Annotated in this window: 17 protein-coding genes and 5 pseudogenes; 13 read left to right on the forward strand and 9 right to left on the reverse strand. The window is 50.9% G+C overall.

The genetic code is table 11. The features are described from left to right. Positions 1-129: 129 nt before the first annotated feature. Positions 130-1,188 (forward strand): annotated as a pseudogene (locus METMK1DRAFT_RS01150) (ISH3 family transposase). 788 nt (positions 1,189-1,976) lie between these two features. Here the strand turns inward: METMK1DRAFT_RS01150 and METMK1DRAFT_RS01155 are convergent. Continuing rightward, entirely contained in the window at positions 1,977-3,074 is a 1,098-nt protein-coding gene (locus tag METMK1DRAFT_RS01155) for an S-methyl-5-thioribose-1-phosphate isomerase (protein WP_009069883.1), read from the reverse strand. A gap of 233 nt (positions 3,075-3,307) precedes the next feature. Between METMK1DRAFT_RS01155 and METMK1DRAFT_RS01160 the strand changes: the two are divergent. The 3 genes and pseudogenes from METMK1DRAFT_RS01160 (at position 3,308) to METMK1DRAFT_RS01170 (ending at position 6,453) form a co-directional block, all read left to right on the forward strand. Continuing rightward, positions 3,308-3,900, forward strand: a pseudogene (locus tag METMK1DRAFT_RS01160) (IS607 family transposase). Continuing rightward, positions 3,872-5,197 (forward strand): IS200/IS605 family accessory protein TnpB-related protein, encoded by a 1,326-nt coding sequence (locus METMK1DRAFT_RS01165; RefSeq protein ID WP_048087310.1) that lies wholly within the window; start codon positions 3,872-3,874, stop codon positions 5,195-5,197. The pseudogene METMK1DRAFT_RS01160 and the gene METMK1DRAFT_RS01165 overlap by 29 nt, the downstream one beginning before the upstream one ends. A 101-nt stretch (positions 5,198-5,298) precedes the next feature. After that, positions 5,299-6,453 carry an MFS transporter gene (locus tag METMK1DRAFT_RS01170; protein ID WP_009069889.1) on the forward strand — a complete coding sequence of 385 codons (1,155 nt, stop codon included), beginning with the start codon at positions 5,299-5,301 and terminating at the stop codon, positions 6,451-6,453. A gap of 71 nt (positions 6,454-6,524) precedes the next feature. Here METMK1DRAFT_RS01170 and METMK1DRAFT_RS17030 read toward each other — a convergent pair whose 3' ends face one another. Next, positions 6,525-6,680: a hypothetical protein gene (locus tag METMK1DRAFT_RS17030; protein ID WP_009069891.1), complete on the reverse strand. Its 156-nt coding sequence runs from the start codon at positions 6,678-6,680 to the stop codon at positions 6,525-6,527. 134 nt (positions 6,681-6,814) lie between these two features. Here METMK1DRAFT_RS17030 and METMK1DRAFT_RS19805 point away from each other — a divergent pair. Continuing rightward, positions 6,815-6,923 (forward strand): annotated as a pseudogene (locus METMK1DRAFT_RS19805) (IS256 family transposase); the annotation flags it as partial. A gap of 77 nt (positions 6,924-7,000) precedes the next feature. Further along, positions 7,001-7,788: pseudogene (locus METMK1DRAFT_RS15915) on the forward strand (transposase); the annotation flags it as partial. Between the two features lie 81 nt (positions 7,789-7,869). Here the strand turns inward: METMK1DRAFT_RS15915 and METMK1DRAFT_RS01185 are convergent. From METMK1DRAFT_RS01185 to METMK1DRAFT_RS01195, 3 genes are all read right to left on the reverse strand, one after another. Continuing rightward, a complete protein-coding gene (locus METMK1DRAFT_RS01185; protein ID WP_009069896.1) occupies positions 7,870-8,661 on the reverse strand; it encodes an undecaprenyl-diphosphate phosphatase in 792 nt (263 codons plus the stop codon). A 4-nt stretch (positions 8,662-8,665) separates the two neighbouring features. Continuing rightward, positions 8,666-8,878, reverse strand: coding sequence for a hypothetical protein (locus METMK1DRAFT_RS01190; RefSeq protein WP_009069898.1), 213 nt, complete (start codon positions 8,876-8,878; stop codon positions 8,666-8,668). A 274-nt stretch (positions 8,879-9,152) separates the two neighbouring features. Continuing rightward, complete coding sequence (locus METMK1DRAFT_RS01195; protein WP_009069900.1) at positions 9,153-10,358, reverse strand: NAD(P)/FAD-dependent oxidoreductase; 1,206 nt, start codon at positions 10,356-10,358, stop codon at positions 9,153-9,155. Between the two features lie 381 nt (positions 10,359-10,739). Here METMK1DRAFT_RS01195 and METMK1DRAFT_RS01200 point away from each other — a divergent pair, with 381 nt between their 5' ends. Beyond that, entirely contained in the window at positions 10,740-11,600 is an 861-nt protein-coding gene (locus tag METMK1DRAFT_RS01200; protein WP_009069903.1) for a transcription initiation factor IIB, read from the forward strand. A gap of 209 nt (positions 11,601-11,809) precedes the next feature. Here the strand turns inward: METMK1DRAFT_RS01200 and METMK1DRAFT_RS01205 are convergent, their stop codons facing one another. Then, positions 11,810-12,013, reverse strand: coding sequence for a hypothetical protein (locus METMK1DRAFT_RS01205; RefSeq protein WP_048087312.1), 204 nt, complete (start codon positions 12,011-12,013; stop codon positions 11,810-11,812). A 370-nt stretch (positions 12,014-12,383) separates the two neighbouring features. Here METMK1DRAFT_RS01205 and METMK1DRAFT_RS01210 point away from each other — a divergent pair, with 370 nt between their 5' ends. The 4 genes from METMK1DRAFT_RS01210 (at position 12,384) to METMK1DRAFT_RS15390 (ending at position 16,337) form a co-directional block, all read left to right on the forward strand. Beyond that, positions 12,384-12,731 (forward strand): DUF488 domain-containing protein, encoded by a 348-nt coding sequence (locus tag METMK1DRAFT_RS01210; RefSeq protein ID WP_048087502.1) that lies wholly within the window; start codon positions 12,384-12,386, stop codon positions 12,729-12,731. A 4-nt stretch (positions 12,732-12,735) separates the two neighbouring features. Further along, positions 12,736-13,011: a hypothetical protein gene (locus tag METMK1DRAFT_RS18650; RefSeq protein WP_009069912.1), complete on the forward strand. Its 276-nt coding sequence runs from the start codon at positions 12,736-12,738 to the stop codon at positions 13,009-13,011. Between the two features lie 12 nt (positions 13,012-13,023). Next, on the forward strand, positions 13,024-13,179 hold the full coding sequence (locus tag METMK1DRAFT_RS18655) for a hypothetical protein (protein WP_245544512.1): 156 nt from the start codon (positions 13,024-13,026) through the stop codon (positions 13,177-13,179). 224 nt (positions 13,180-13,403) lie between these two features. Beyond that, positions 13,404-16,337 (forward strand): thermopsin, encoded by a 2,934-nt coding sequence (locus METMK1DRAFT_RS15390; RefSeq protein ID WP_009069917.1) that lies wholly within the window; start codon positions 13,404-13,406, stop codon positions 16,335-16,337. A 125-nt stretch (positions 16,338-16,462) separates the two neighbouring features. Here METMK1DRAFT_RS15390 and METMK1DRAFT_RS01225 read toward each other — a convergent pair whose 3' ends face one another. Further along, the gene (locus tag METMK1DRAFT_RS01225) at positions 16,463-17,098 is read right to left on the reverse strand and encodes an alpha/beta hydrolase family protein (protein ID WP_009069920.1); all 636 of its coding nucleotides are present in this window, start codon (positions 17,096-17,098) and stop codon (positions 16,463-16,465) included. Positions 17,099-17,693: 595 nt separating this feature from the next. Further along, positions 17,694-19,745 carry a DEAD/DEAH box helicase gene (locus METMK1DRAFT_RS01230; RefSeq protein WP_009069923.1) on the reverse strand — a complete coding sequence of 684 codons (2,052 nt, stop codon included), beginning with the start codon at positions 19,743-19,745 and terminating at the stop codon, positions 17,694-17,696. Between the two features lie 863 nt (positions 19,746-20,608). Here METMK1DRAFT_RS01230 and METMK1DRAFT_RS01235 point away from each other — a divergent pair. After that, positions 20,609-21,403 (forward strand): DUF973 family protein, encoded by a 795-nt coding sequence (locus tag METMK1DRAFT_RS01235; protein ID WP_009069925.1) that lies wholly within the window; start codon positions 20,609-20,611, stop codon positions 21,401-21,403. Positions 21,404-21,604: 201 nt separating this feature from the next. Continuing rightward, positions 21,605-21,784 (forward strand): hypothetical protein, encoded by a 180-nt coding sequence (locus tag METMK1DRAFT_RS01240; RefSeq protein WP_009069927.1) that lies wholly within the window; start codon positions 21,605-21,607, stop codon positions 21,782-21,784. Positions 21,785-21,848: 64 nt separating this feature from the next. On the opposite strand, the pseudogene METMK1DRAFT_RS19810 reads toward METMK1DRAFT_RS01240, so the two are convergent. Then, a pseudogene (locus METMK1DRAFT_RS19810) lies at positions 21,849-21,956 on the reverse strand (transposase); the annotation flags it as partial. Positions 21,957-22,111 lie beyond the last annotated feature (155 nt).

The following is a 22,111-nucleotide window of genomic DNA, read 5'->3' on the forward strand; positions in this document are numbered from 1 at the left end:
TATGAAAATATTTCTGGTAGGATAATATCGAATTTATAAAAGATAAAGAAATTTATAAGAGTATTAAGAATTCAGTTGAAGAAAGGTTTAAGGTGAGGGAGATGTGGTATTACCACGTGAGTAAGTGAGATGGTAACACCGGTACTCCCTCACCAAAACAACCTTCAACAAATAGGATATAAATTACTTTCCGTGCTGAACTTCAAGGGAAAGAAAGGGGAAGAGGTGGCGAGAACCCTCATCTCAGCGTGTTTATGGAACGATTCAGTAGAGAACAAGTCGAGGGCGTACGGCGTGTCCCCACAGACCGTGAGGAATTACGTGGAGGAGCAAGGGGTGGAAGTGGTGGAAAAGCTGTTGGAACAAGTGAGGAAAATGTCCTTGGAGACGCTGAAGGGAGTAAGGGAGATAGACCTCTCAATAGACTGGACGACCAAGACCTGGTACGGGAGACCGGTGGAGGGGCTCGGGGAGTTCGGAGGAGGGAAACTCTTGGAACTACGCAACTGCGACGACAAAGTTTGACGGGAAAGTGCTCCTACTAGCTTTCGTCACTCAAGTGAACGGGATGACCAAGGATGAGGTCGTGAAGGCCCTCGTGGAGCAAGTCGTCGCCATGGGGTTCAAGGTAAGGTTGATGACTCTCGACGCTGGTTTCTACACGATTGACGTGCTCAACTTCGTTTCGCAGTTCAAGTACGTAATTGCCGTCCCTGTTGGTGATGTTAAGGTCTACGAGGAGTTCGACGGCGAGTACGAGACGAACAGTAAGAGGCACAGGAGGGACGAGCAGGTCAAGTTCAGGCTCCTCGTGTACAGCAAGGAGAAGGTCAGGAGAAAGAAGAGGACTCTAGTTTACTTCGCTAGGGCTACGAACCTCGACCTACCGAAGGGGAGGTGTTGAAGTTGTACAACAAGGTGAGGGGTCCCATAGAGACCTCTTACCGGAACATCAAGGCTTTTCTCCCATTCACCAGTTCCACCAAGTTCGTCTTCCGCACGTTGATCTTCGTGCTGGCCGTGGTCCTCTACTCCCTGTACACCGTGTTCAAGGGGGAGGTGAGGAGGGAGGAGTTCAGGTTACTCCTAATACTCTTGTTTTCTGATGATTTATTCAATCTAAGAGATTTTCTACTTAAATCAATAGGACCGCTTATTAATAATATAGATTTATTTTCAAGGAGGTGATTTTGGGTCTACCGAACTTGGAGGGGTTCCTCCTGGCCCTCAAGGACATCCTCTTGACCGAGGATAATCCGTAACTCTCCCAAGCCTTCATATATTAAATAAAGATTGTAAAGTTAATATACTTTGACTTTCAAATCGCGATTATTTTGAGTGAAAAGGGAGGCATCCCACTTCAGTTCGGTGGGTGTGTGTTTTGTGTACCCGTTCAAATTTTAGATGTCAGGCTCATTGGACGACTTAAAATTCGAAATTATAGGTCAATTTGAAAGAAGGTAACGTAAACCCTAAATAAAAATTGAAGTAGCACACAAAGCAGTGCGGGTGAGTGAGTCAAGTCCTCACGTTCTTGTTCTTATGTTTAGGTAACGGCGTGAGGTCACGGCAGTTACGGGACTCTTTAACTAAGGACTCATGTTATAGGACAGCAGTTACGGGATTTTTCGTCAGGCGACGCCCCAAAGTCAAGGCGATATCTAATAACTGCTGACAGGAGAAAGTTGACGGCCCCCAGAGTTGATTAGGGACTGTAGTTCGGATCAAAGTCGAGACCTGGGACTCCCCTGAAACTTCAAGCCCTCGAGACGTTCACTTAAACCCCTCAGTCCTTGGGGCAACTCTTTGCATCGGGAAGTGGCTCGCCGAGCCCTCACGGAGGAGACCTGGGTCTCGAACTCCCACAAATCAGGTTCAAGAATCACGCTCAGTTGTAGCTCTTCCACCGCCTGCTCGCCTCAGTCCCGAACTCCCTCATCCCCGGTGCCTCAAAAGTCGTAATTCGCCGATAACCTTCACCTCCCCACTACCTTCCTGACGTTCTTGTCGAAGGGCGGGTGTATGACTCCCTTCTCAGTTATAATGGCAGTGATGTACCTGGGAGGGGTGACGTCAAACACAGGGTTGTACACCTTCACTCTCTCAGGGGCTATGGGCACACCCCTCACCGTCCTCACCTCGTTGGGATCCCTCTCCTCTATCTCCACCTCCTCCACTCTGCTCTTCAGGTCAAACGTGGAGACCGGGGCCAAGACGTAAAAGGGTATCCCAAGCTCGTGGGCTATCACAGCCTCCTTGAACGTCCCTATCTTGTTGAAGACGTGACCGTCACTCAGGATCCTGTCAGCTCCCACCATGACGTGTTGTACCATCCCCCTGTACATCACTAACCCCACGGCTGTGTCGGTGACTAGGGTCACGGGTATGTTGTCGGCCATGAGTTCGTAAACCGTGAGTCTACTGCCCTGTAGCCAAGGCCTAGTCTCGGGAGCTATGACCGAGACCTTCATCCCCAGGGCGTGGGCCACCCTCACGGGAGCTAGTGCCGTACCCAGGCCCGTCCCTGTTGCCAACCCGCCGGCGTTACACTGGGTCAGCACAGTGTCCCCGTCGTTCAGCCTCTCCGCCCCGTAGAGGCCCATCTGGAGCTCTGCGTCCAGTTCGTCCTGGAATATCCTTCCGGCCTCGTCCTTCAGGGCCACAAGCAACTCGCTCACGTTCCTAACCTTCCCGTCCTGGATGGCCTCCTTGGATAGGTTCAGCATGTGAGAGGTGGCCCAACTTAGGTTGACCGCAGTCGGCCTGGCCCTGTCTAGCACCTGCTTGGCGTTGGAGAGCACCCTCAAGGCCTCCTCCAGGGTGTTGGGGTTCCTGGAAGTCAGGGCCAGGACCATACCGTACGCTGCCGTGATGCCTATGGCCGGAGCACCCCTCACCTTCATGGACTTTATTGCAGAGGCAACTTCCTCAGGATCCTTCAGGGTCACGTAGGTCGTCTGGAAGGGCAGGGCCGACTGATCCAGGAGTACCAGGGTGTTGTTGGAGTCCTCCCATTGGATGGGCCTCAACTTGGGTTTGAAAAGTTCTCTGAGCTCTTGAAGGGAGACCTTCATGGATTTAACTACTTCTGGTCAACTATATTTTTAACCGCTCATGATCTCACAGGAGCTTAGGGCTGCAGGACTACGGGAGAGGAAAGGACACTCTTCATGAGGACTATCTAGTGTTAGGTTGCACTTGAGGAGATCTCAACTTCTCCTCAGGTATCTCATCGCCGAAGTTTTCGAAGTTTAGACTATAGCACTTTCACGTAACTTTTAAATACTTCTAGTTACTTTTAATTACTGTGGAGAGGTATCTAACACCTAGTGAGGTTGCTGAAATATTCGGCATGAGTAGGAGTGGTGTTATTAAGTAAGGGAGGGGAAGATAAAGGCTGTTGAGGTTAACGGTAGGTGGAGAATACCTTACAGCGAAATTGATTGTTGTCCGGCGGTGGAAGGGTTAAACAAGTAGCGATTTACGCTCGAGTTTCACCAACGCAAAGGGACGACTTGGAGAGGCAGTTGGGCGCACTGAGAGAACGGGTTAGGAAAACTCTCGGAGGAGTGAGTGTGATAGAAGAAGGATATAGGTTCCGGATTGAAAGAGGATAGGGGAGGGTTAAAGAAGTTAATAGAATTAGCCAAGAGGAGGCAAATTGACGCAGTTGTAGTAGCTTATAAGGACAGGCTAACACGTTTCGGCTTCGAATACCTCGTAGAGTTATTCAAAGCTTACGGAGTAAACGTTGTTGTGGCTTTCCAAGATGATAAGGATCACACGCAGGAGCTAGTGGAGGACTTCGTAGAAATCGTCAAGTCATTCGCCTCTAGAATTTACGGCCAAGAGTATGAGAAGGTGGTAAAATGTGTTGAAAACGTTGAAAAGGACGGTTAAACTAGAGGGCGACTTCTTGAACGAGTGGAAATACCGCGTTCTTAGAGAGGTTGAGGAACATCAGAGGAAGATCGTTAACGAAATGATTGGGGTAATCCTATCAAAGCGCTTACAGACCACTAGGAAGAAGTTGCACGAGAGATTTTACAATCATTATAAGGAGAAGTACCCCTTCTTACCTTCAAGGGTTATTGAAGGTTCTTATATCGTTGCTGGAAGGATTGTTAAGAGTTTCAGGGAGAGGAGGAAGAGAGGGTTAACGAGGAAGGATAAACCGGAGTACAAGAGGGTTATGATCACTATTCCTAACATGGTTAATTGGAGGTTTAACAAGGTTTCTGTCACCGTCCTAACCCACAAGGGTTGGGTCGAGATTCCCCTCATGGTAACTAGACAGCTTATTCGTTACTTGCATGAGAGTTGGAGGGTTTCGCAAGAGCTTAAGCTGAGGTTAGTGGGTAGGAAAGTCCTAGTTTGGTTGACTTTTGAGAAGGAGGTTGAGGTTGAAACGAAAGACGGCAATCATATCTCTATTGACGTTAATGAGAATAACGTCACGGTAGCAGTCTTTGAGGGTTTTAAACTCAAGGAGTTGAGGAGATATGAGACTGGGTTAGGGAGGGTCGTGGTTAATTACTCCTTGAGGAGGGAGGAGATTACTAAAGGACACTCAACTAAGGACGAACTGGTTAAGAAGAAGTTGAGGAAATTAAGGGAGAGGGAGAGGAAAATTGACGTGTTGAGGAAGACTGTAAAGAGGATAACAGAGCTTGCTAGGAGCTTAAGTGCCAAAGTCGTAGTAGGTAAGTTTTCCTCAAGGTCTAAGGAGAAGATGGAGAGCGATAAAAATGATAAGCTTAGGCATAGGATTCACCAGTGGAGTGTTGTTAAACTCGTGGATATGTTGAAAACTCAGCCGATAGAGGTTGCGGAGGTTTCTGAGTCCTACACTTCCTCTATCAACCCGTTTAACGGTGAGAAGTTGAAGAAGAGAAAGCAGGTAGTTGAGAGAGTTATCAAAGTTTTTAACCCCTACCTGATGACGGGCTCTGCTCACGAGGGTGGGGGTGTAAAAGTACTGAAGGTGAACGCTAGGTACCTGGAAAGCGGTGAAGTTCTTTTGGAGAGGGATTCTATTGCTCCCCTTAACTTGGCAAGGAAGGTGGATGGGAGGGTAGTGGTGTTTCCCTCGACTAGCCCCAATGAGTTAAGGGTGACCCTGTATGATCCCTTAAGAGGGGTGCCCGTGGTGGAATTAGAAGTAATTAAAAGTAAGGAAAAGTTACGCCACGGGTAAACACTTTCGAGAATGAGCACAAGTGTCGGTCTCGCCCTTTATCCACTAGGATGGAGAAATCCTTATTATAAACGATTAGCTCTGTTACACGTTTGTCACTCATGGGAAAGTCTAGGTACCTGCTCCTCGGGTTCGTTATCATGTGCTTCAACTCCCTCTATCAGTACTCCTGGAACCTCCTGGAGCCTCTCTTCCGGACAGGCTTCTCTGCCAGTTTGGTTCAGGTGGAACTGGGATTCACCCTCTTCACAATTTCCTCGACCCTCACCCAACCCTTGGGAGGATACGTGGCAGATAGGGAGGGGCCCAAGAGGGTGGGGATAATAGCGTCAATGCTGTCCGCCCTAGGCTTCCTGGGGACTAGCTTCTCCAACGACCTGTCCCAGTTCTACGTTGCCTGGACTTTAGGGAGCGTCGGGGAGGGCATACTCTACAGTATAGCAGCTAACTTAGCGGTAAAGTGGTTCAGGGAGAGGAGGGGGTTAGCCACGGGCATGGTGACTTTAGGTTTCGGCCTCGGAGCTACGCTGGCCAACCCTTTTTTGGCACAGGTTAGCACCTTTAGAGAGGCCACGTTACCCATAGGTTTGACCGAAGTAGTGTCACTCCCCCTCCTGCTCTACTTCTCAGACTACCCTAAGGGCATGGAGACCGGCAGGACTCCCCTGGAGTTGCTGAAAACCTCTGACTGGTGGCTGATATATTTCTCATACATCTTCGTAAACGTACCCATCCTGGTGTACTCCTCTTCTCTCGTGGAGATAGCCTCCCCTTTACCCCGTGGAGAACTCGTACTGCTCCTCTCCCTCTTCCCCCTAGTGAGCGGTGTCGGCAGACCGATCCTGGGATACCTCTCCGACCTAATGGGCAGGATCAGGACTGCCGTGATGGTGCAGGTCGTCATAGCCCTCGGTTTCTCCCTGGTCATATGGAACCTCGTGTTCCCCTCGGTCATCGTGGTGGGCCTCTTCAGTGGGTCAACCCTCCCCATTTACTTCTCCTTGGTGGGGGACCTCTTTGGGGTCAAGTATTCTACCTCCAACAACGCCCTACTCTACACGGGTAAGGCAGTGATTGGAGTGTTGGGCGGAGTAGTGTTCGCCTACCTCTACTCCTCCAGTCCCTCCACAGCATTAGTTTACGTCCTGGGTTGCGTGATTTTGGGTACGCTCCTGTTCCTGGTCTTGATAGCCAAGAACAGAATGAGGGTGGGCAAGCACTCGGCTACCTCAGGACAGGGGAAGAAAGGAGGCTAGGAAAGGACGTGATAAGTCAACATCAGCCTAGCTCCTAGGTGGTGAGGATGTCAGCACTGATATCGAGACTTTCAAACTGTCAACATGGCCGTGATCGGAATGATGACGAATTGAAAAATCGCTTGACTCCCTGATATGTAAACGTTCCTCGTCCCCAACGTCAATATCTTGTCGGTATCAGGTTTACTCTTCCTAACCTCTAGGTATATTCTCACCTCGTTGGGCATAATTATATCGAACCCTTGGATTGGGCGATTCAGGACTCCATTGCGATTTCTATTTGTTTCTATAGAATGAAAGTGACTTAATTGATCCTACGTCAGTACAAGAAAAGGGGACGAGCGCTAGGCCATACCACGAGGTGTCCAATCACGTGGTGACCGCGCTCCTCCTTGAGGTAGTTGGGGAGGACGCGCCATTAAATGAATGAGATGGAGAGGAGGGCCCTGGAGGAGGCGCAGAGGAGCAGTTGTGGGACTTTCCCTTAAATATCGCCCTGTAATCAAGGTAAAATCTGATAACTGCTGCGCAGAGGACCTCCCCCAGGTACGCCAGGTACAGGTTCCTGAGGGGGTTCAGGGTCTCCCTCCGGGGGGTCGTGTACGGGCTGGAGTGGGTCACGGTGAGCTTGCCCGTGCTGTACAGGGGAGAAGTCGCTCAGGGAGGAGAGGCTGGCGCTAAGGGCCCTCCTCCTGCCCGTGTTGGGAACGCCGAGCTCTAAACCCAGGAGCTGGAGGTGAGGGGACTTCAAGTACGTGATCGTGGACGGGAAATACGTGAAGTTGAGGGGAGGAAGGAAGGGGGTGCTCCCGATCGCGTTGGGACTCACGGAGGACGGTGTGAGGGCCGTGCTGGACGTGGTCCTGACCGGGGAAGAGGACGTCGTGAGCTACTGGGACCTCCTGGTGAGGCTATGGAGGTACAACCTCACCGTCGTTGTAGCTGACGGGGTGAAGGCCGTGGAGGAGGCCATCTCCCGCTCCTGGATCCAGGTCGCGAGGCAGACCTGCCTGGTCCACCTCAAACGAAGCAGGAGGGTGAGGGACGCACTTGACTCCTCTCCCTTGCCGAGTCCGTCCCCACCCGGGGCTTTCCCCCCTCTCCTACCTCTTTGCCCCCAGGGAGGCCCCTCCTCGAACAACCCGACCAGCCCTTCAACTCCCTCCCGGAGAGTTCGGCAAGTGCCACTCCCCCTGGAGGACCGCCCGGGCCATGGCCCTCAACTACAACCTCTCCACCTGTTATCTCATTCTTGTAATATTACAAGAACCCTTATTTCTTCGTGAAATGATCAAATATATTCACAGCAGTTATGGGATTTCTCGTTATGTGTAGCCTTGAAGTCAAGGCGAAATCTAATAACTGCTGTAATGAAGACGAGTGTAACTTAATGAAAACGTAGGGATAAACTGTAGCTTACACAAGGGTAGTCAACAAGCTCACCACTAGAGCCAAGGTCCCCAGTGAGAAGTCCAGTAAGTATACCCTCTTCGTCTTAGCTATCCTCAACAGGAGCCCAATAACCAATAGACCTGTCATCATGGAGCTCATCAGCGCTAAAAGTATACCCTCTTGCCCTATCTGATTGGCCACGCGACTCAGGGAGTAGTCGCTGAATAATAAGGTAGTCGCCACAGCGCCTAACGCAGCTGGTATGTAGGCTAGGTAAGAGTACCTGAAGGCGTCCTCGGGCTTGATCCCCAGGAGGAGCATCGTGGAGACGGTCATTCCGGACCTGCTCACGCCGGGCAGGGCAGCTAAACCCTGTGCTAAACCCACTAGCACGGCTTCCCTCAACCTCATCTCCCTAAAGCCCCTCAGGGACTTCCTGGAGTACCTTATGTAAAACCCGTTACCTATCAGCACAACGCCTAGTACGATCATGGGGATCCCTGGGTTATACGCGCCCTCCAACAGCCTGTCCGACAATACGTAGAGGGGCACTCCCACCAGGCCCGTCACCACGGTCACGACCAGGAGGAAGGTCAGCGTGAACCTGTCCCTGAGGGCCTTGACCACGTCCGTCCTGAAGTAGACCAACGCCGAACCCACGGAGCCCATCTCCATGAAGAGTCCGAAACTGTACGCGACGGAGAGGGATATCCCGAGAAGGTAATGTGACACCAAGATCTCCTGGGTCTTACTGCTTATGGGTAACCACTCTGATACCCCCTGCACTATGCCCAGGATCAATGGAACAAAGTTCAAGTCATCACCCCAACGCTAGAGCCACCTCTAGGCCCAGTGTGAAGATCATCAGGTCGTGAAAGGGTAGAGTCCCCACAAGGATGAGTGAGGCCAACCACGGTACCCTCCTCCCAAGGAACGAGGTGAGGACTGGTACCAGGAAGGCCACGGCCAGGATCGGTCTGTCCCAGTTTAAGAGGGCGAGGCAGGCCGAGGTCAGCAAGATGAAGAGCCTCATGGTTTTCCCACTCTGAGCTTTAACTAAATAAGAATATTGAATATATTCTATTTAGTACAACATAGGGTCAAGATACCTATGTATTCTATATAGGGACCAAACAGCAGTCCTTGAGAACTAGCCTTACTAAGGATCATGGAGGGGTTAAAAATCGAGAGTGGACTTGACCTGCAGTTGTAGAGGACACCGCGTCATCCTGCCCTCAGAAAGGTCGCTGGAGGAACGTATCTCGGATCCATGCCACTTCTCACTCAAATGGGTCATAGCAGAGCACTCACCGTGTCAGGTCCCCCAGGTCTCCTTTCTCCAGGATCTCCCTCCTATTGGACACGTTGACCTTGTTGTAGATCGCTTCGTTCAGTTTTTCGAGTTCCTCTCCTGGCCTGTTGACGGCAAGATAACCTTGGACGGTCCCTCCCTTGACGTATATGGCCACGAACGAGGCCTCCTCTAACTTCCCCCTCAATACGTAGTCGTCATAGTCCGTGGTCTCCCCTGCGGACTCTATGTGAAGGTCGAATATGTCAGACCAGACCGTGGACAGGAAGTCGTAAACCTCCCTCCCCCCTCGCATGTTCCTGGCAGCGAGCCTCCCTGTGTACTCGGCGTTGTTCCAGTGCTCAATCCTCTTCCTCTTACCTGATGTCGGGTCCAGTATGTTAGCCACATCTCCTGACGCGTAAACTCCCCTCATGCTGGTCTCCAGGAACTGATCCACCACAATTCCGTTCTCTACCTTGATGCCGCTCTGTTGAGCTACCTCTACGTTTGGAGTTATTCCAACTGCAACTAGAACCATGCTCGCCTCGAGGGTCATCCCCCCTTGAAGTCTCACCGCCTCCACTTTCCCCCTCCCCTGGAACTCCCTCACCGTGTCTCCAGTTATCACAGTCACGCCTCTCTTCTCCAGGTAGGACTGCACGAACCTTGAAACCTTCTCCTCAACAAAGGTAGACCATATGTAGGGCCTCGCCTCGATAACTATGGGTCTCAATCCGAGCCTCGCTATGCTCGAGGCTACCTCCACTCCGATGAACCCTCCGCCCACTATCACGGGTCTCTTGCCCATCCCGTCCCTTATGGACTTAGCGTCGTCCAAAGTCCTGAGGTAGTGAACTCCCTTCAAGTCCTCCCCAGGCGCGTTGAGTCTCCTGGGTCTTCCGCCAGTCGAGAGCAAGGCCTTGGAAAATTTGATCACGTTACCGTTGTCCAGGAAGGCCTCCCCTTCCTTCAAGTCTACCACCTTTCTCTCCTTGAGGAACGTTATCCCAGAGTACGCCTCCTCTCCTTCGAAGAAGGGTTCTCCGGTCTCTCCCCTCATATACTCCTTGGAGAGCGGAGGTCTGTCGTATGGATAATACCTATCCTCAGTCACCATGCAGACCTTCACATTTGGGTTCTGGGAGAGGAGCTCCTTGAGTGCGAAGTAGCCCGAAACTCCGCTCCCCACTATGAGGTAGTCTACCTGGAGTGAAGACATAGGTATAATATGGAGAGCACGAATAAATGTCCAAGATTAAACCGAGTTACCTTCGAAGGTGTTTTGACCCACTCATCACGATAGAAAATCTTTGGTGATTTTCTAGTTCAGATTTCCCCATAATAGTGAGGCCTACCATATAAATACCATCTCCCCGGTAATACTTCCTAGTACTTCCTTGAGGAAGAGGACGTTCCGAATCGAGTCTCTCCCTATGAATTGTAAGTATTATCATTGGTAATTTATAAGTCGTGGGACGGGGGATTATTCCTGTGACATTTCAGAAAACGCTTCAAACGCACCATCGGTCAAGACGTGTGAATTTCCTAAGCCTAATTGAGCCTGACTCAGGAACGGGATAGTGCGGAGGGGGTGAACTTCTTGATTTGTCCAGTCTGCGGGACACCAGACGTTATCTTCGACTCGGAGAGGGCCCAATACGTCTGCGGAAGCAAGGGAATAGTCATAGAGGAGAACATCGCAGACCTGGGACCTGAGTGGAGGAACTTTGAGGATGAGACGATGAGGATTAGGGCAGGTCCTCCCGTGACCTTCACGGTTCACACAGAGGGCTTCGGGACGATCGTGGGGACGGGAAACTGGACGAGAAAGCAAAAGCTTAGGACTCTACAGAACAAGAGCAGGGTATCATCCAAGGAGAGAAAGAAGGTGACCTACCTGACTTCGTTGAACAGGATAGCCGGGAAGCTTAACCTCCCCAGACCGGTGAGGGAAACGGCTGGGATGATCGTAAAGATACTCGTGGAGGCGGGACTGGCCAAGAGAGTCGATCCAGACGCACTCACCGTTGCGGTGTTACACTATGCCTGTAGAGTACATAGGGTACCCCTTAGATTACAGGACCTGGAGAAGCTCTATGAAATAGAGGAAAAGGAGGTATGGAACGCCACGCAAAAGGTGACCCAGGCAGCTAGGAAGTTAAACCTAACGCCCAAACTCAGTCCTGCGGAGTACGTGCCCAGCATAGCGAACAAGTTAGGCCTACCTGGGGAAGTGATGATCAAGTCCATGGAGATAGTCAACCTACTCTTCCAGAGTGGAGGAACCAGCGGTAAGGACCCTGCTAAGATAAGCGCTGCAGCAGTTTACTTGGTGAGCACTATCATGGACGTCAAGAAGACGCAGAAGGAGGTTTCAGAGGCCTTGAACATCACTGAAGTCGCCGTGAGGGGAGGGTACAGGGACATAGTGGAGAAGTTGGACATAGACGTTGTTATGTGAGGGAAGGACGTCCAGCTCCATTGACTCGATTCACGTTTTTCCGGGAAACGTTTGAGAGATCGATTCCCAGATCGGGAGAGTTAGGCCCGGGAAGTCACCTATCGAGTTAGTTCATCGTTGTAGAAGAGAGTAAGATGAGGAAAAAATCCGCCTCGGTAAGGCAAGGACGGAAAGGCTCCCGTGTTTCAGGGTTGTAGGGCTCCGGGTGTTTACCCGTGGCGCAACTTACCTTCTTTAACCACTTCTAAATACACCACGGGCACCCCTCCCAAGGGCTCATATACGGTCACCCCCAGATCATTAAGGCTAGTCGAGGGAAACTTCAATATCCATCCAACTTCTCTCCCATCCTCTTGAGCGGTGCCCGTCATCAGTTGGGAGGTAATCAAAAGGAAATTCCTTGGTAACACCACATGAACATAACTCATGTCGTGTTGGATTTAAAAGTTCATCAGGTATGGGATTTCTCGTTAGGTGTCGCCTTGAAGTTGAGGCAAAATCTAATAACTGCTGTAAAAGTAATTAAAAATGTTTAAAAGTCACGCAGGAATGTTATAGTCTCCCTTGTTTCTCAGGAGGTTTCACCGGTCAACTTGTGGGAAAAGTCACCAGGTGAATTACGTCGAGGGATTTAACCCTTGATGGCGGTCATCAGATTTTACCATCCTTCTGGTCTAGTACGATATCCGAGGGAAAACTTAACTGCCGTCATTAACTCTGGGAACCCCGCCCTCATGGTAGGAGAAGGTGAGACATAATAAGAGGCCAGGCATATAGTATATGATGATAAAGTTGAAGAGGATATACGACCCTCCTACCCCAGATGATGGGATTAGGGTTCTGGTGGACGGGTTATGGCCAAGGGGGCTGAGGAAGGATGAGGCGAAGGTAGATCTTTGGTTGAGGGAAGTTGCCCCCTCTAAGGAGTTGAGGGAGTGGTTCTCCCACGACCCGTCGAGGTGGGAGGAGTTCAGGAGGAGGTATAAGGCAGAACTTGAGAAGAATGAAGGGATCTCGGCCCTGAGGGAACTGATCAAGAGAGAAAAGACCGTCACTCTCCTCTTCTCAGCTAGGGATAGGGAGAGGAACAACGCCGTAGTTCTCAAGGAGTTCCTGGAGATTTCGAAGTGAGAGCATGTTTAAGGACCCAATCTCCCTACTCAAGTTCGAGCACGCGGTGATAAGAATAAGGAGCGACATGGCGTTGAGGACCTTGGGTTGTGGCGTGGGGTGGACACTGTTGGAGGAGTTGCACAGTTTCGTGGTGGGCTGGCACGCAAGAATTGAGGACGTTTACGTCTTCCCTCTGCTGGGTGATGAGGTCAAACCCTTCTCCAACGATCACATGCTCATCTCAAAGTACGGTGATGCAGTCATAAAGGAGAAGAGGAAAGATTGGGCGGAAAGGTAAGTCAAGATCCTGTTGGAGCACAACCTAAACGAGGAGGAGAGAGTATTCAGGGACCTAGATACGTCGGTCATGGGGGCCATACTGGAAGAGCTACGGAAGTATGAACCGTACGAGAGGATCACCGGTGTGAGGGTGAAGAACCTGTTGGGGACCCCCAGTTCACCATAAACTCCTTCAACGGGGGACCCTTGATCTGTCAGAAGTGGTATTGCCCCTGACGGAAATCTTGTGGCCAGGCAAGTGGAGAGCGATAACGTATTTCGACTAATACCTAAACTCAACGTGAGTTGAGGATCGAGTGTTAAACGTTCACGGGATTTATTGAAATTTATCATCACTATTTCACATCATCTGGGAAAATTTTATAAAATATTACATGTCGCCTTTTTACTATGAAAGTTTTGATCATGTTCCTCACCTTGTTAACGCTCCTTAACGTAGCCTCGCCTTCGGTAGCCTTAACTCACACTTGGCCAATCAACGCTCACATCCCTTCCGTGCCCTCCATACGGAGGATTTCCTCGGACCCAAATTACTCCTTCTCTCTTCAGAGTGGTTACTATGAGTATTTCAATGTCACGACTTATGAGGGTCAGAACATAACGTTTACAGTTACCTCGAGCACGGAAGTCAACATTTACGTAATGTCCTCATCCCAATTCTCCCAGTTCTCGTCCACAGGCTCCTCCAATTACATCTTTCATGCCTTGGGTACGCGGGTCTCCGGAAATGTGGGACCCCTCTCGTCAGGGTCCTATTTCCTTGTGGTTGACAATAACGTATCCGGTTCGACGGCCTCCGTGAATTTGGTTTACAGTGTGTTACCGTTGATACCCTTCCAGGCACACAGCTCTCCTCCCGCCCCAATAGGCATAGCCGACTACGGTGTCATGAACACCACCTCAGGGCTCAAGGGCTACATCCTCAATTTCGACGAGGTGGTGGGTCACGTTAAAATAAATAAGATTGGGGCCTATAATGCCACACCTCCCTCAGGTATAAACCCCTACGGGGCTTCGCTACAGCTGAACGTAGTGCTTCAGGTTAACACTCCAGAGGGCGGATATCAATATTGGCTCCAGGACGTACTTCACATGGAGACCAATGAGAGCATGTATTATGTTGAAGATAATATCTGGAATTTTACCAGCTATCCATCAACACTTTCCAACTCGAGCGTGAAAGGGAGAGGAGCAGTCTACAACGTGGCTAGTTCCTCCTCACTACAGTACTATTACGCTTATGGGTCTCCACTCTACCCGTATCATCTCCCCCTCTCCACGGACCTCTTGATCAAGGAAGAGGTCGTCCCAAACGGAGTTGTGGTCAGCTTCGGTTACTATAATGGGACGTTGTACTGGTACGACAACGCCACCATCTCAGCTCCAGGTGTTACTTCGGCCTACATGATGGTATCGGGGTTCAACTACACAGGTAATGGATATACGTATTATGACGCTGAGTTGGTTTTCGGAGGCGATGCAAACGGCGAGTTCACTTACTTCACTTCCATGAACTCGACCCTGAGCCTGAGCTATCACCTCTTGAACGGGTCTTGGACGGTTCCCCCAGAGCTTTACGGTTTCGGTGCGGACACTGAGGAGGCGGCTGACAACCTCGCCACGGTGCTCGTCAACGGGGTACCCACAGTGGAGATAGGAAGAGAGAACTTCTTTTCGCCCCTCCAGGTGATAAATACCCCCATGATCGTGAACGCCCAAATGACTCCCATCAGGACGGAAGCAGGTCTACCTGTATTGCTGAACTTGACGGCCTCCGAGGTGGGAGGGGTAGTCCCACTAACTTACCTGGTGTACTTGGATGGAAGCCCTGTCCAGAGTTACACGGTGTATAACAACACCTTCAACGTCGAACTCAACCTCGGTATTCTTCCCACAGGGACTCATCAACTCACCCTGGTGGTGAGGAGCGCTTCGGGGCAGGAGGTCATCAAGACGTTCCAGTTCACCGTGAGCTCCGAACCCCAGGTCCACATCTCATCCCCCATCAAGGTGCTCGATCTCGGACAACAGCTCCAGCTGTCTGTACAGGCTTCAGGAGGCACTCCTCCCTACACCCTGGAACTCTACATCAACGGAGTGAAGGAGGGTCAGGTAGAGCCTGGTTCAGTGACCCTAAACTTCTCCTCCCCTGGTACCTACGACATCTACGTCAATCTGACCGATTCCTCCGGGTACACCGTTTCGTCTAACGTCATCCAGGTCCAGGTCAACCCCGACCCCACCCTGTTACTCTCCTTGAGTAAGGCTGAACTCGACCTTAAACAGGGGGATATCCTAAGCTTACAAGCCCAGGGAGGCACTCCTCCCTACACCCTGAGCCTGACAGTGAACGGAACATCCGAGCCTGTAAAGTTAGGGGAAAACCAGCTGAACTTCTCCTCCCCCGGCACTTACTTGATACAGGTAACCCTGGTGGACTCCTCAGGGTTCAAGGTGACTAGGCAGATCTCGGTGACCGTCAACCCCGACCCCACGGTTAACCTCTCCGCCAGCTCCCCAGTGCTCGACGCAAACCAGGTCCTGGACCTTCTCGTCCACGCTGAAGGAGGCACTACGCCCTACAACTTGACGTTTTACATAAACGGTGTCCAGTACCCAGCGAACCAGGGCGTCAACGCCTTCAACGTTACTCAACCAGGTACCTACGACATCTACGTCAATCTGACCGATTCCTCCGGGTACACCGTTTCGTCTAACGTCATCCAGGTCCAGGTCAACCCCGACCCCACCCTGACGCTCAGGTACAACGGGACTGTCACTGATGTTGGGGTACCCATCGTCATCTCAGCGGTCTCCAACTACGGTACTCCGCCCTACCATCTCCTCTGGGATGTCAACGGAGAGACGCTTCAGGGACAGGGCGTGACCTTAGGTTCCTCTCCAGGGACCTACGACCTGACGGTATTCCTCACCGACTCCAGGAATTATACCGTCTCAGCTACCTTGAAGGTCCAGGTCAACCCGGACCCCTCACTCCACCTGGGCTTGAACCAGTCCTCCAATAACCTATTGTACACGGGCAACGTCCTAGACGTGAACGCCTCAGTACAAGGCGGTACACCTCCCTACACCTACACCTGGATACTGGACGATAGGGAGATGGGGACTACGAGCAATCCCCAATATCAGCTGACCTTAACCCCGGGAAACCACAACTTGACCGTGGTGGTAACTGACCACCTGGGCCTCAGGGCGGAGTACTCCACGCAGGTCAGTGCGAGTTACAACTACTTGGTGGTGTTATCGCCAGTGGTAGTAATTGTGGGGGCGGTCCTAGTAGTGTTGTTGAGGAGGAGGACTTGAGGATAACTTGTTCGCAAGTTTAAGCCCAAATCGGTTTTTAAACACTTCCCTTAAGTAGCAATTATTAGATTTCGCCTCGACTTCAAGGCCATATCCAACGAAAAAAATCCCATAACTGCTGTCCCTTAGGCCGATAGTTCCCTAATCCAGTCCTGGATTATCTGCCTTATCTTTGAGTAAAGGTGGGCTGGAGGGGAGTGTCTCATGTCCAGGAGTAATAGCGTGCACCTGTTCCCCATCTCCCTGACCTTCTCACAGAGGATCTTGGAGTGTTCCGCCGGTACCACCTCATCCCTAATCCCGTGGATTAGTAGGACGTCCTTGAGAAGGGAGGAGTGATTGACGGGAGAGGTCTCCCTGAGCACCTCCACGGGAATGGAGGAAAGGTACTGGTAGAGCTCCTTATATCCGGGGAGATCCCTCCTGTTGTAGAGGTGTTCCAGTTGAAGTATCCTGTCCGTGGGCGGTGATACAGCTATCACGGGCCTCCCCTTCTTAGCTCCCGCAAGCAGTGCTATAGTCCCTCCCCTGGAGTGACCGGCTACTAGATCAAAGCTCTCCCTCAGTGCCAGCTGAAGCCCTTCTTCCACAGAGTAGTCGAAGGGAGGGACCTCGACATTCCCAAACTCCTTTAGGGGTTCCCATAGCCAGGAGACCTTCTCGGGAGAGGAGCCCTTTCCGTGAAGCACAAGAGACCTCATGGCCTGAACTTTTTCCCTTTCGTGACTGTACGCTTTATATTTGATTGTTTTGAGGTTCATGGCCATCTCACATCGGTTTGACTATTCACCTCATTTCAATTACAGCAGTTATCAGATTTTACCTTGATTACAGGGCGCTACCTAAGGAAAAATCCCATAACTGCTGTCAATTATTTAACGTCTAGTCGTGATCTAGAGTGGCGACTCAGTCCTCAACCAGCTTTGGGCGGGTCACAGGATTCCCTGGAGCCCGACGACCGAGGACCTAACCTCTACGGTCCTACCTTTTGGCAGAACCTACATAACGGGAGAGATCGTTTTTTTTTTGTACAGCAGTTATTACATTTAGCCTCGACTTCAAGGCTACACTTAACGAGAAATCCCATAACTGCTGTTTATGTAAAATAGAACTTGTTGGATTTCGCCTTCTATCGCAGAGCGATATTAAAGGGAGTCCCTAAACTGCAGTAAGCTAGAAATGTTTTTCGTAAGATGGATTCAGCCATTAAGTCGCGACGACTTAAAGTTCAAAGCTGAAACGAGAACGTGAGCGTGTAACCCATATCTCTCGAAGCTAGGCCGGTTGAGTTAAAGGGTGAATCGATCAATCTAGCCGGAGCCACCGGAAATCGCTCCGCCTCCAGCCCGATCTTCCTCAACTCAAGGCCAGCCCTAGGGTGGAGTAAAACTTGACCAGTGCCCTGTAGCCAGCGGAACGGGAGTTAAGTTTGGCGAGCTCGAGAATGTCCTTATTCTCCCTGGCCACATCGAAGTAACTTATCCTTACCGAAGGGTAAATCAATATCCCTCCGTAAGAGGCGGTCAGCCTCAAGTCCAGGTTGAGTGACGAGACGGCAGGGCTGTAGCTCTCCCTCAATTCTACCTTGAACTCTTCACCCAATTTGCCCAACTTGGCCATATCGGTCTGTATCTCCCCACTCAACCTCTCCTTTACCTTAGGGAGGGTGTCCCTTAGAACCAGCTGAACTAACCCCCTCAGGAGCTCCTTCTTGGCTATGGAGTATTTCTTCATCCTCCCGACCTCCGTGAGGTAGGGGTTGCACACTCTCCTGCAGGCTTCACCCATGCAGAGGAGACAGTACCTCCCGAGGAGTATCCTGGAGAGTATCTCCCCGGTGAGTTCCACGTCGTAGAAGTAGAGAAGTTTTCCTTCCCTCACAGCCCTATCCATAAAGTCCGAGAACCTCCCGTCGTTCTTCACCGAAATTCCCTTGATGAAGTTCAGGATAACCTCCTCTCTATCCTTCCAGTTCGACGACCCTATCTTGAACAGGTATTCCTCGAGGCTCCCTCCCTCTACCACCTTCAGGTAAGGAACCACTCCCCCCTCGTTCCTCACCATCTCCTCCACTCTGGCAGTCAGTCCCTTATCTCCCCTCTTCTCCACTATGTAGCTCACGTCTACCCCCTCACCGTGGAGTTGGTGCAATGCCTCGTCCAAGTTGTCGTACTCAGGAGTCTTGGGAGTCAGGGTCGTGACGAGGTACTTGACGTCCTTCCCTTCTTCCCCTCTCCTGATGAGCCTCCCGAGCCTCTGATAGAACCTCAGGGGACTCTTGGGTACGTCGGTCATGATCAATAACCTCGCCTCGGGTATGTCAACTCCTTCCTCACCCACCACGGTGGAGATTATCACGTCCACCTCTCCTCTCTTGGCCCTCTCCACTATCTCCCTCCTCTCCTCCTTGTTGGAGTCCCCAGTGAGCACCCTGAACTTGGACTCCTCAACCCCCAACTTCCTCAGGGCCACAGCGAACTCCTGGGCCGTGGCCTTCCTGGAAGTGAATATGAGCACTGGGCTGAACTCCTCCACCCTGTAGGTGGAGAGGACTTGCATGATCGCCCTACCCTTGTGTCCCAACTCCTCTGAGGAGCAGAGCCCCAGGAGGGGCGTGGGGTTCTCCACCTTATCTGCGAGCTTCTCCAGGCTCTGACAGAAGGCCCTCCTCCCGTAGCTGTAGAGGGTCGACTCCAGGAACCTCAGGGTGTCCTTGTTTCCCTTCACTTTCCCCTTCAATAGCGACTCGTAAGCTACGTCCTCTAGGCCGTCCATCTCGGAGTCGAACTGGTCAGCTATGGCCTTGGGTGGCCTGAAGGAGGGATCCAGAGCTGATAGGGTCTTGAAGTCGTAACTCAGGAGGGACGGAGCACCGTACTCCTGGTAAAGCCTGGAGTCCAGCTTATACCTCTTGGACGAGGGCAGTAGGGCTGTGAAGCCCAGGATCTTCCTTGGGGAGAGTTGGGATATGGTCTCGACGTACCTTGGATCACCGAAGAGGTGGTGAACCTCGTCCACGATGAGTGCATCCACCTTGGGAGAACACTTGGAGGCCGTGAAGGGAGTTGAGACCACCAGGTCCCTTCCCTCACGAAAGCTAGTACACTCCCCCTCGTACTCCTTTCCTGACTCGGGGAAGACCTTAGACCAGAAGTTCACGTGCATCTGATCGCACAGGAGCCTCGTGGGCTCCAGGACTACCACTCTCTCGTGGCCAACGGACCTCAGGTAGTGGGCTAAGGCCAGTTCCACAAGGGTCTTTCCAGACCCTGTGGGCATGGAGACCACGACGAAGTCACTACTTTTGATGGCCTCAACGACGTCCTGGGCCACCGCCCGTTGATAGGGATAGACGGTGAATCCCAGGGACTCTTCGACGAGGGTTCCGAAGGTCTCCATCCAGCCCATGGCCCTAAGATTGAGGAAAGGAATTAAAAAGGTGATTGGGGCTCGTGAGCCTCCATCATCCCAGAAAACGACGGCAGGCTCTCGTTTAACTTGAGATTAGACAGTAGTTATGGGATTTTTCGTCGGATATGGCCTTGAAGTCGAGGCGAAATCTAATAATTGTTAGATTAGATTTTGAATTTCTGGGAAGTTCTACGGCGACCCTCGTCAAGCGACTCGAGGGGTTTGGCGTGGGTTTAAAGGTCTAATCGTGAGATGCCTAGCCAGGGCCCGATTTAACCGCCCTTCAGAAGTAGCGCCCTCGAAAATTCACGAATCTTGACTGGCCGAACCGAGGAGGCCGAGCGACTTCCCTGTGAACTTAGCAGTCAGCAGTTATTGGATTTTGCCTTGGCGTAAAGGCTACACTTAACAAGAAATCCCATAACTGCTGTTAGCAGTATTTCTGCAACTTAAGACTCTCCTCCAGTGTCTTATTGAAGAAGTCTTACGAAGATCATGGTGGTTTAACCCAAGATATTACTTTCCTTGGCAAGATGAAATCCAATAACTGCCACATTGTAATCCATTTATTTCTAATATGATTAATATAATTTACAGCAGTTATTACATTTAGCCTCGACTTCAAGGCTACACTTAACGAGAAATCCCATATCTACTGCAATTTAGTTGTGTGTGTCGAGTCCTTATTTCCGTAACGGTGTCTCAGTCCAAATCATATTGAACGGCCTTGAGGATCGTGAATTCCCTTCCTGATATTCAACTAGATTATCGATTTAAGGAATTTGATTTATACACCCTTATTTTTGCCGATTTTCAAGTTTGCGGAAAAGTATTTATAACAAGAAAATAGGATATTAACCATGGCTAGTCCTCAAGAATTGGACGGTGTGTCCAGATTAAGAGGAGGCATAGTGTTTTTGTTCGTGGCAGCCTTGTTCGTCTTCCTGGGCATAGTGTTGATCGGTTTATCCCCTATCGGTGTCGTCTTTGTCGTGTTGGCGTTCATCTTCGCCGTCATAGCACTGATAAGGATGTACGGTGCCTTCTCTGCCCTAAGCCCCTACGTTCCAAACATGAACCTTGGGAAGATAGGGATAATACTTAGCGTAATACCCTTCGTGAGCCTAGTGGGAACCATATTGGTAGGTATAGCAATATACTTCATAGGTGACAGGTATCAGGAAGGCACGGTGAAAGTGGGAGGAATATTGGCGGCAATCCCTGTAATTTCCTTCATAGGATACATAATATCTTACATTGGTCTAGGTTCCGTATTGACCAAGATCCAGAGCGGGCAGTACGTCCCTCCAACGACGGGTTTAGGACAGACGACTCAGTCGTGGGGAGGAAGCCAGCCTGCACAGGGACAGACAGGGAGCCCACAGGTCTATCAGGTAGGTGGGGGATCACTGAGGGGAAACGTCGCCCAGTTTCAGCTCTACAGCAACGGTCAGCTCACCATAACTAGAGTTTCTTTGGAGGGTGTAGATGTGGCTCCCACCAGCGTACAACCCTCTTACCTTTTCCCAGGCAACAACATGATCACCGTTACCTTCTCCAGTCTACCCTCAACTGTGGTGTCGGGGAACCAGTACAGGCTGAGGATAGAACTCAGCGACGGGAGTGTGGTGTACGCCACAGTAACAGCCTCATGAATTAAACCGTTTTTTTGATTGTCGTTTTGATCTAAGACTGTCACTTATTGACGTTGAGCTGCACTATGTTTACCCGTGGCGTAACTTACCTTCTTTAATACTTCTAATTCCGCCACGGGCCCCCTCTCATGGGCTGAATCCTTTTTCTTGTTAATAGAAATCTTTTTATATCTGTTTATAACGAATTTTCGTTGATAAATAATGATCTCTCACACCGATGTGGACTATGTCCAAAAGGGTGGGAGTGATTGCAGAGATGTGAGCCCCGTGCCGTTGGGCTCGAAGGAGTCCCATGACCCACCTACAGTAAGTAGGTGGTTGAGGGCTAAGTCCTTGCACTCGATCATGAATGAACATAAAATGATTGAAATGAAAGTGTAGGGACAAACGGTCACACACGCTCACCCTCAAATCATTGGGGCTAGTCGAGGGAAACACCCTACCTTCTTGCGTGCGTCCCGGAGGAGTCATGTTTACATTCCCGGACGAGCAACTTCACCGTAATCACTCGGCCTCCCAGGGTCAGGTCGGCGGAATAGACACCAGTGGGTATCCCTTAAATATCACCCTGTAATCAAAGCAAAATCTAATCAGCAGTCACGGGATTTTTCGTCAGGTGACGGCCCCAAAGTCAAGGCGATATCTAATAACCGCTGACTAGAGAAATGCTGTTAACAATCTTTGATCTCGCCATGATATAGGACCTCA

The organism is Metallosphaera yellowstonensis MK1 (assembly GCF_000243315.1).
In the GTDB taxonomy this organism is placed as follows: Archaea; Thermoproteota; Thermoprotei_A; order Sulfolobales; family Sulfolobaceae; genus Metallosphaera; species Metallosphaera yellowstonensis.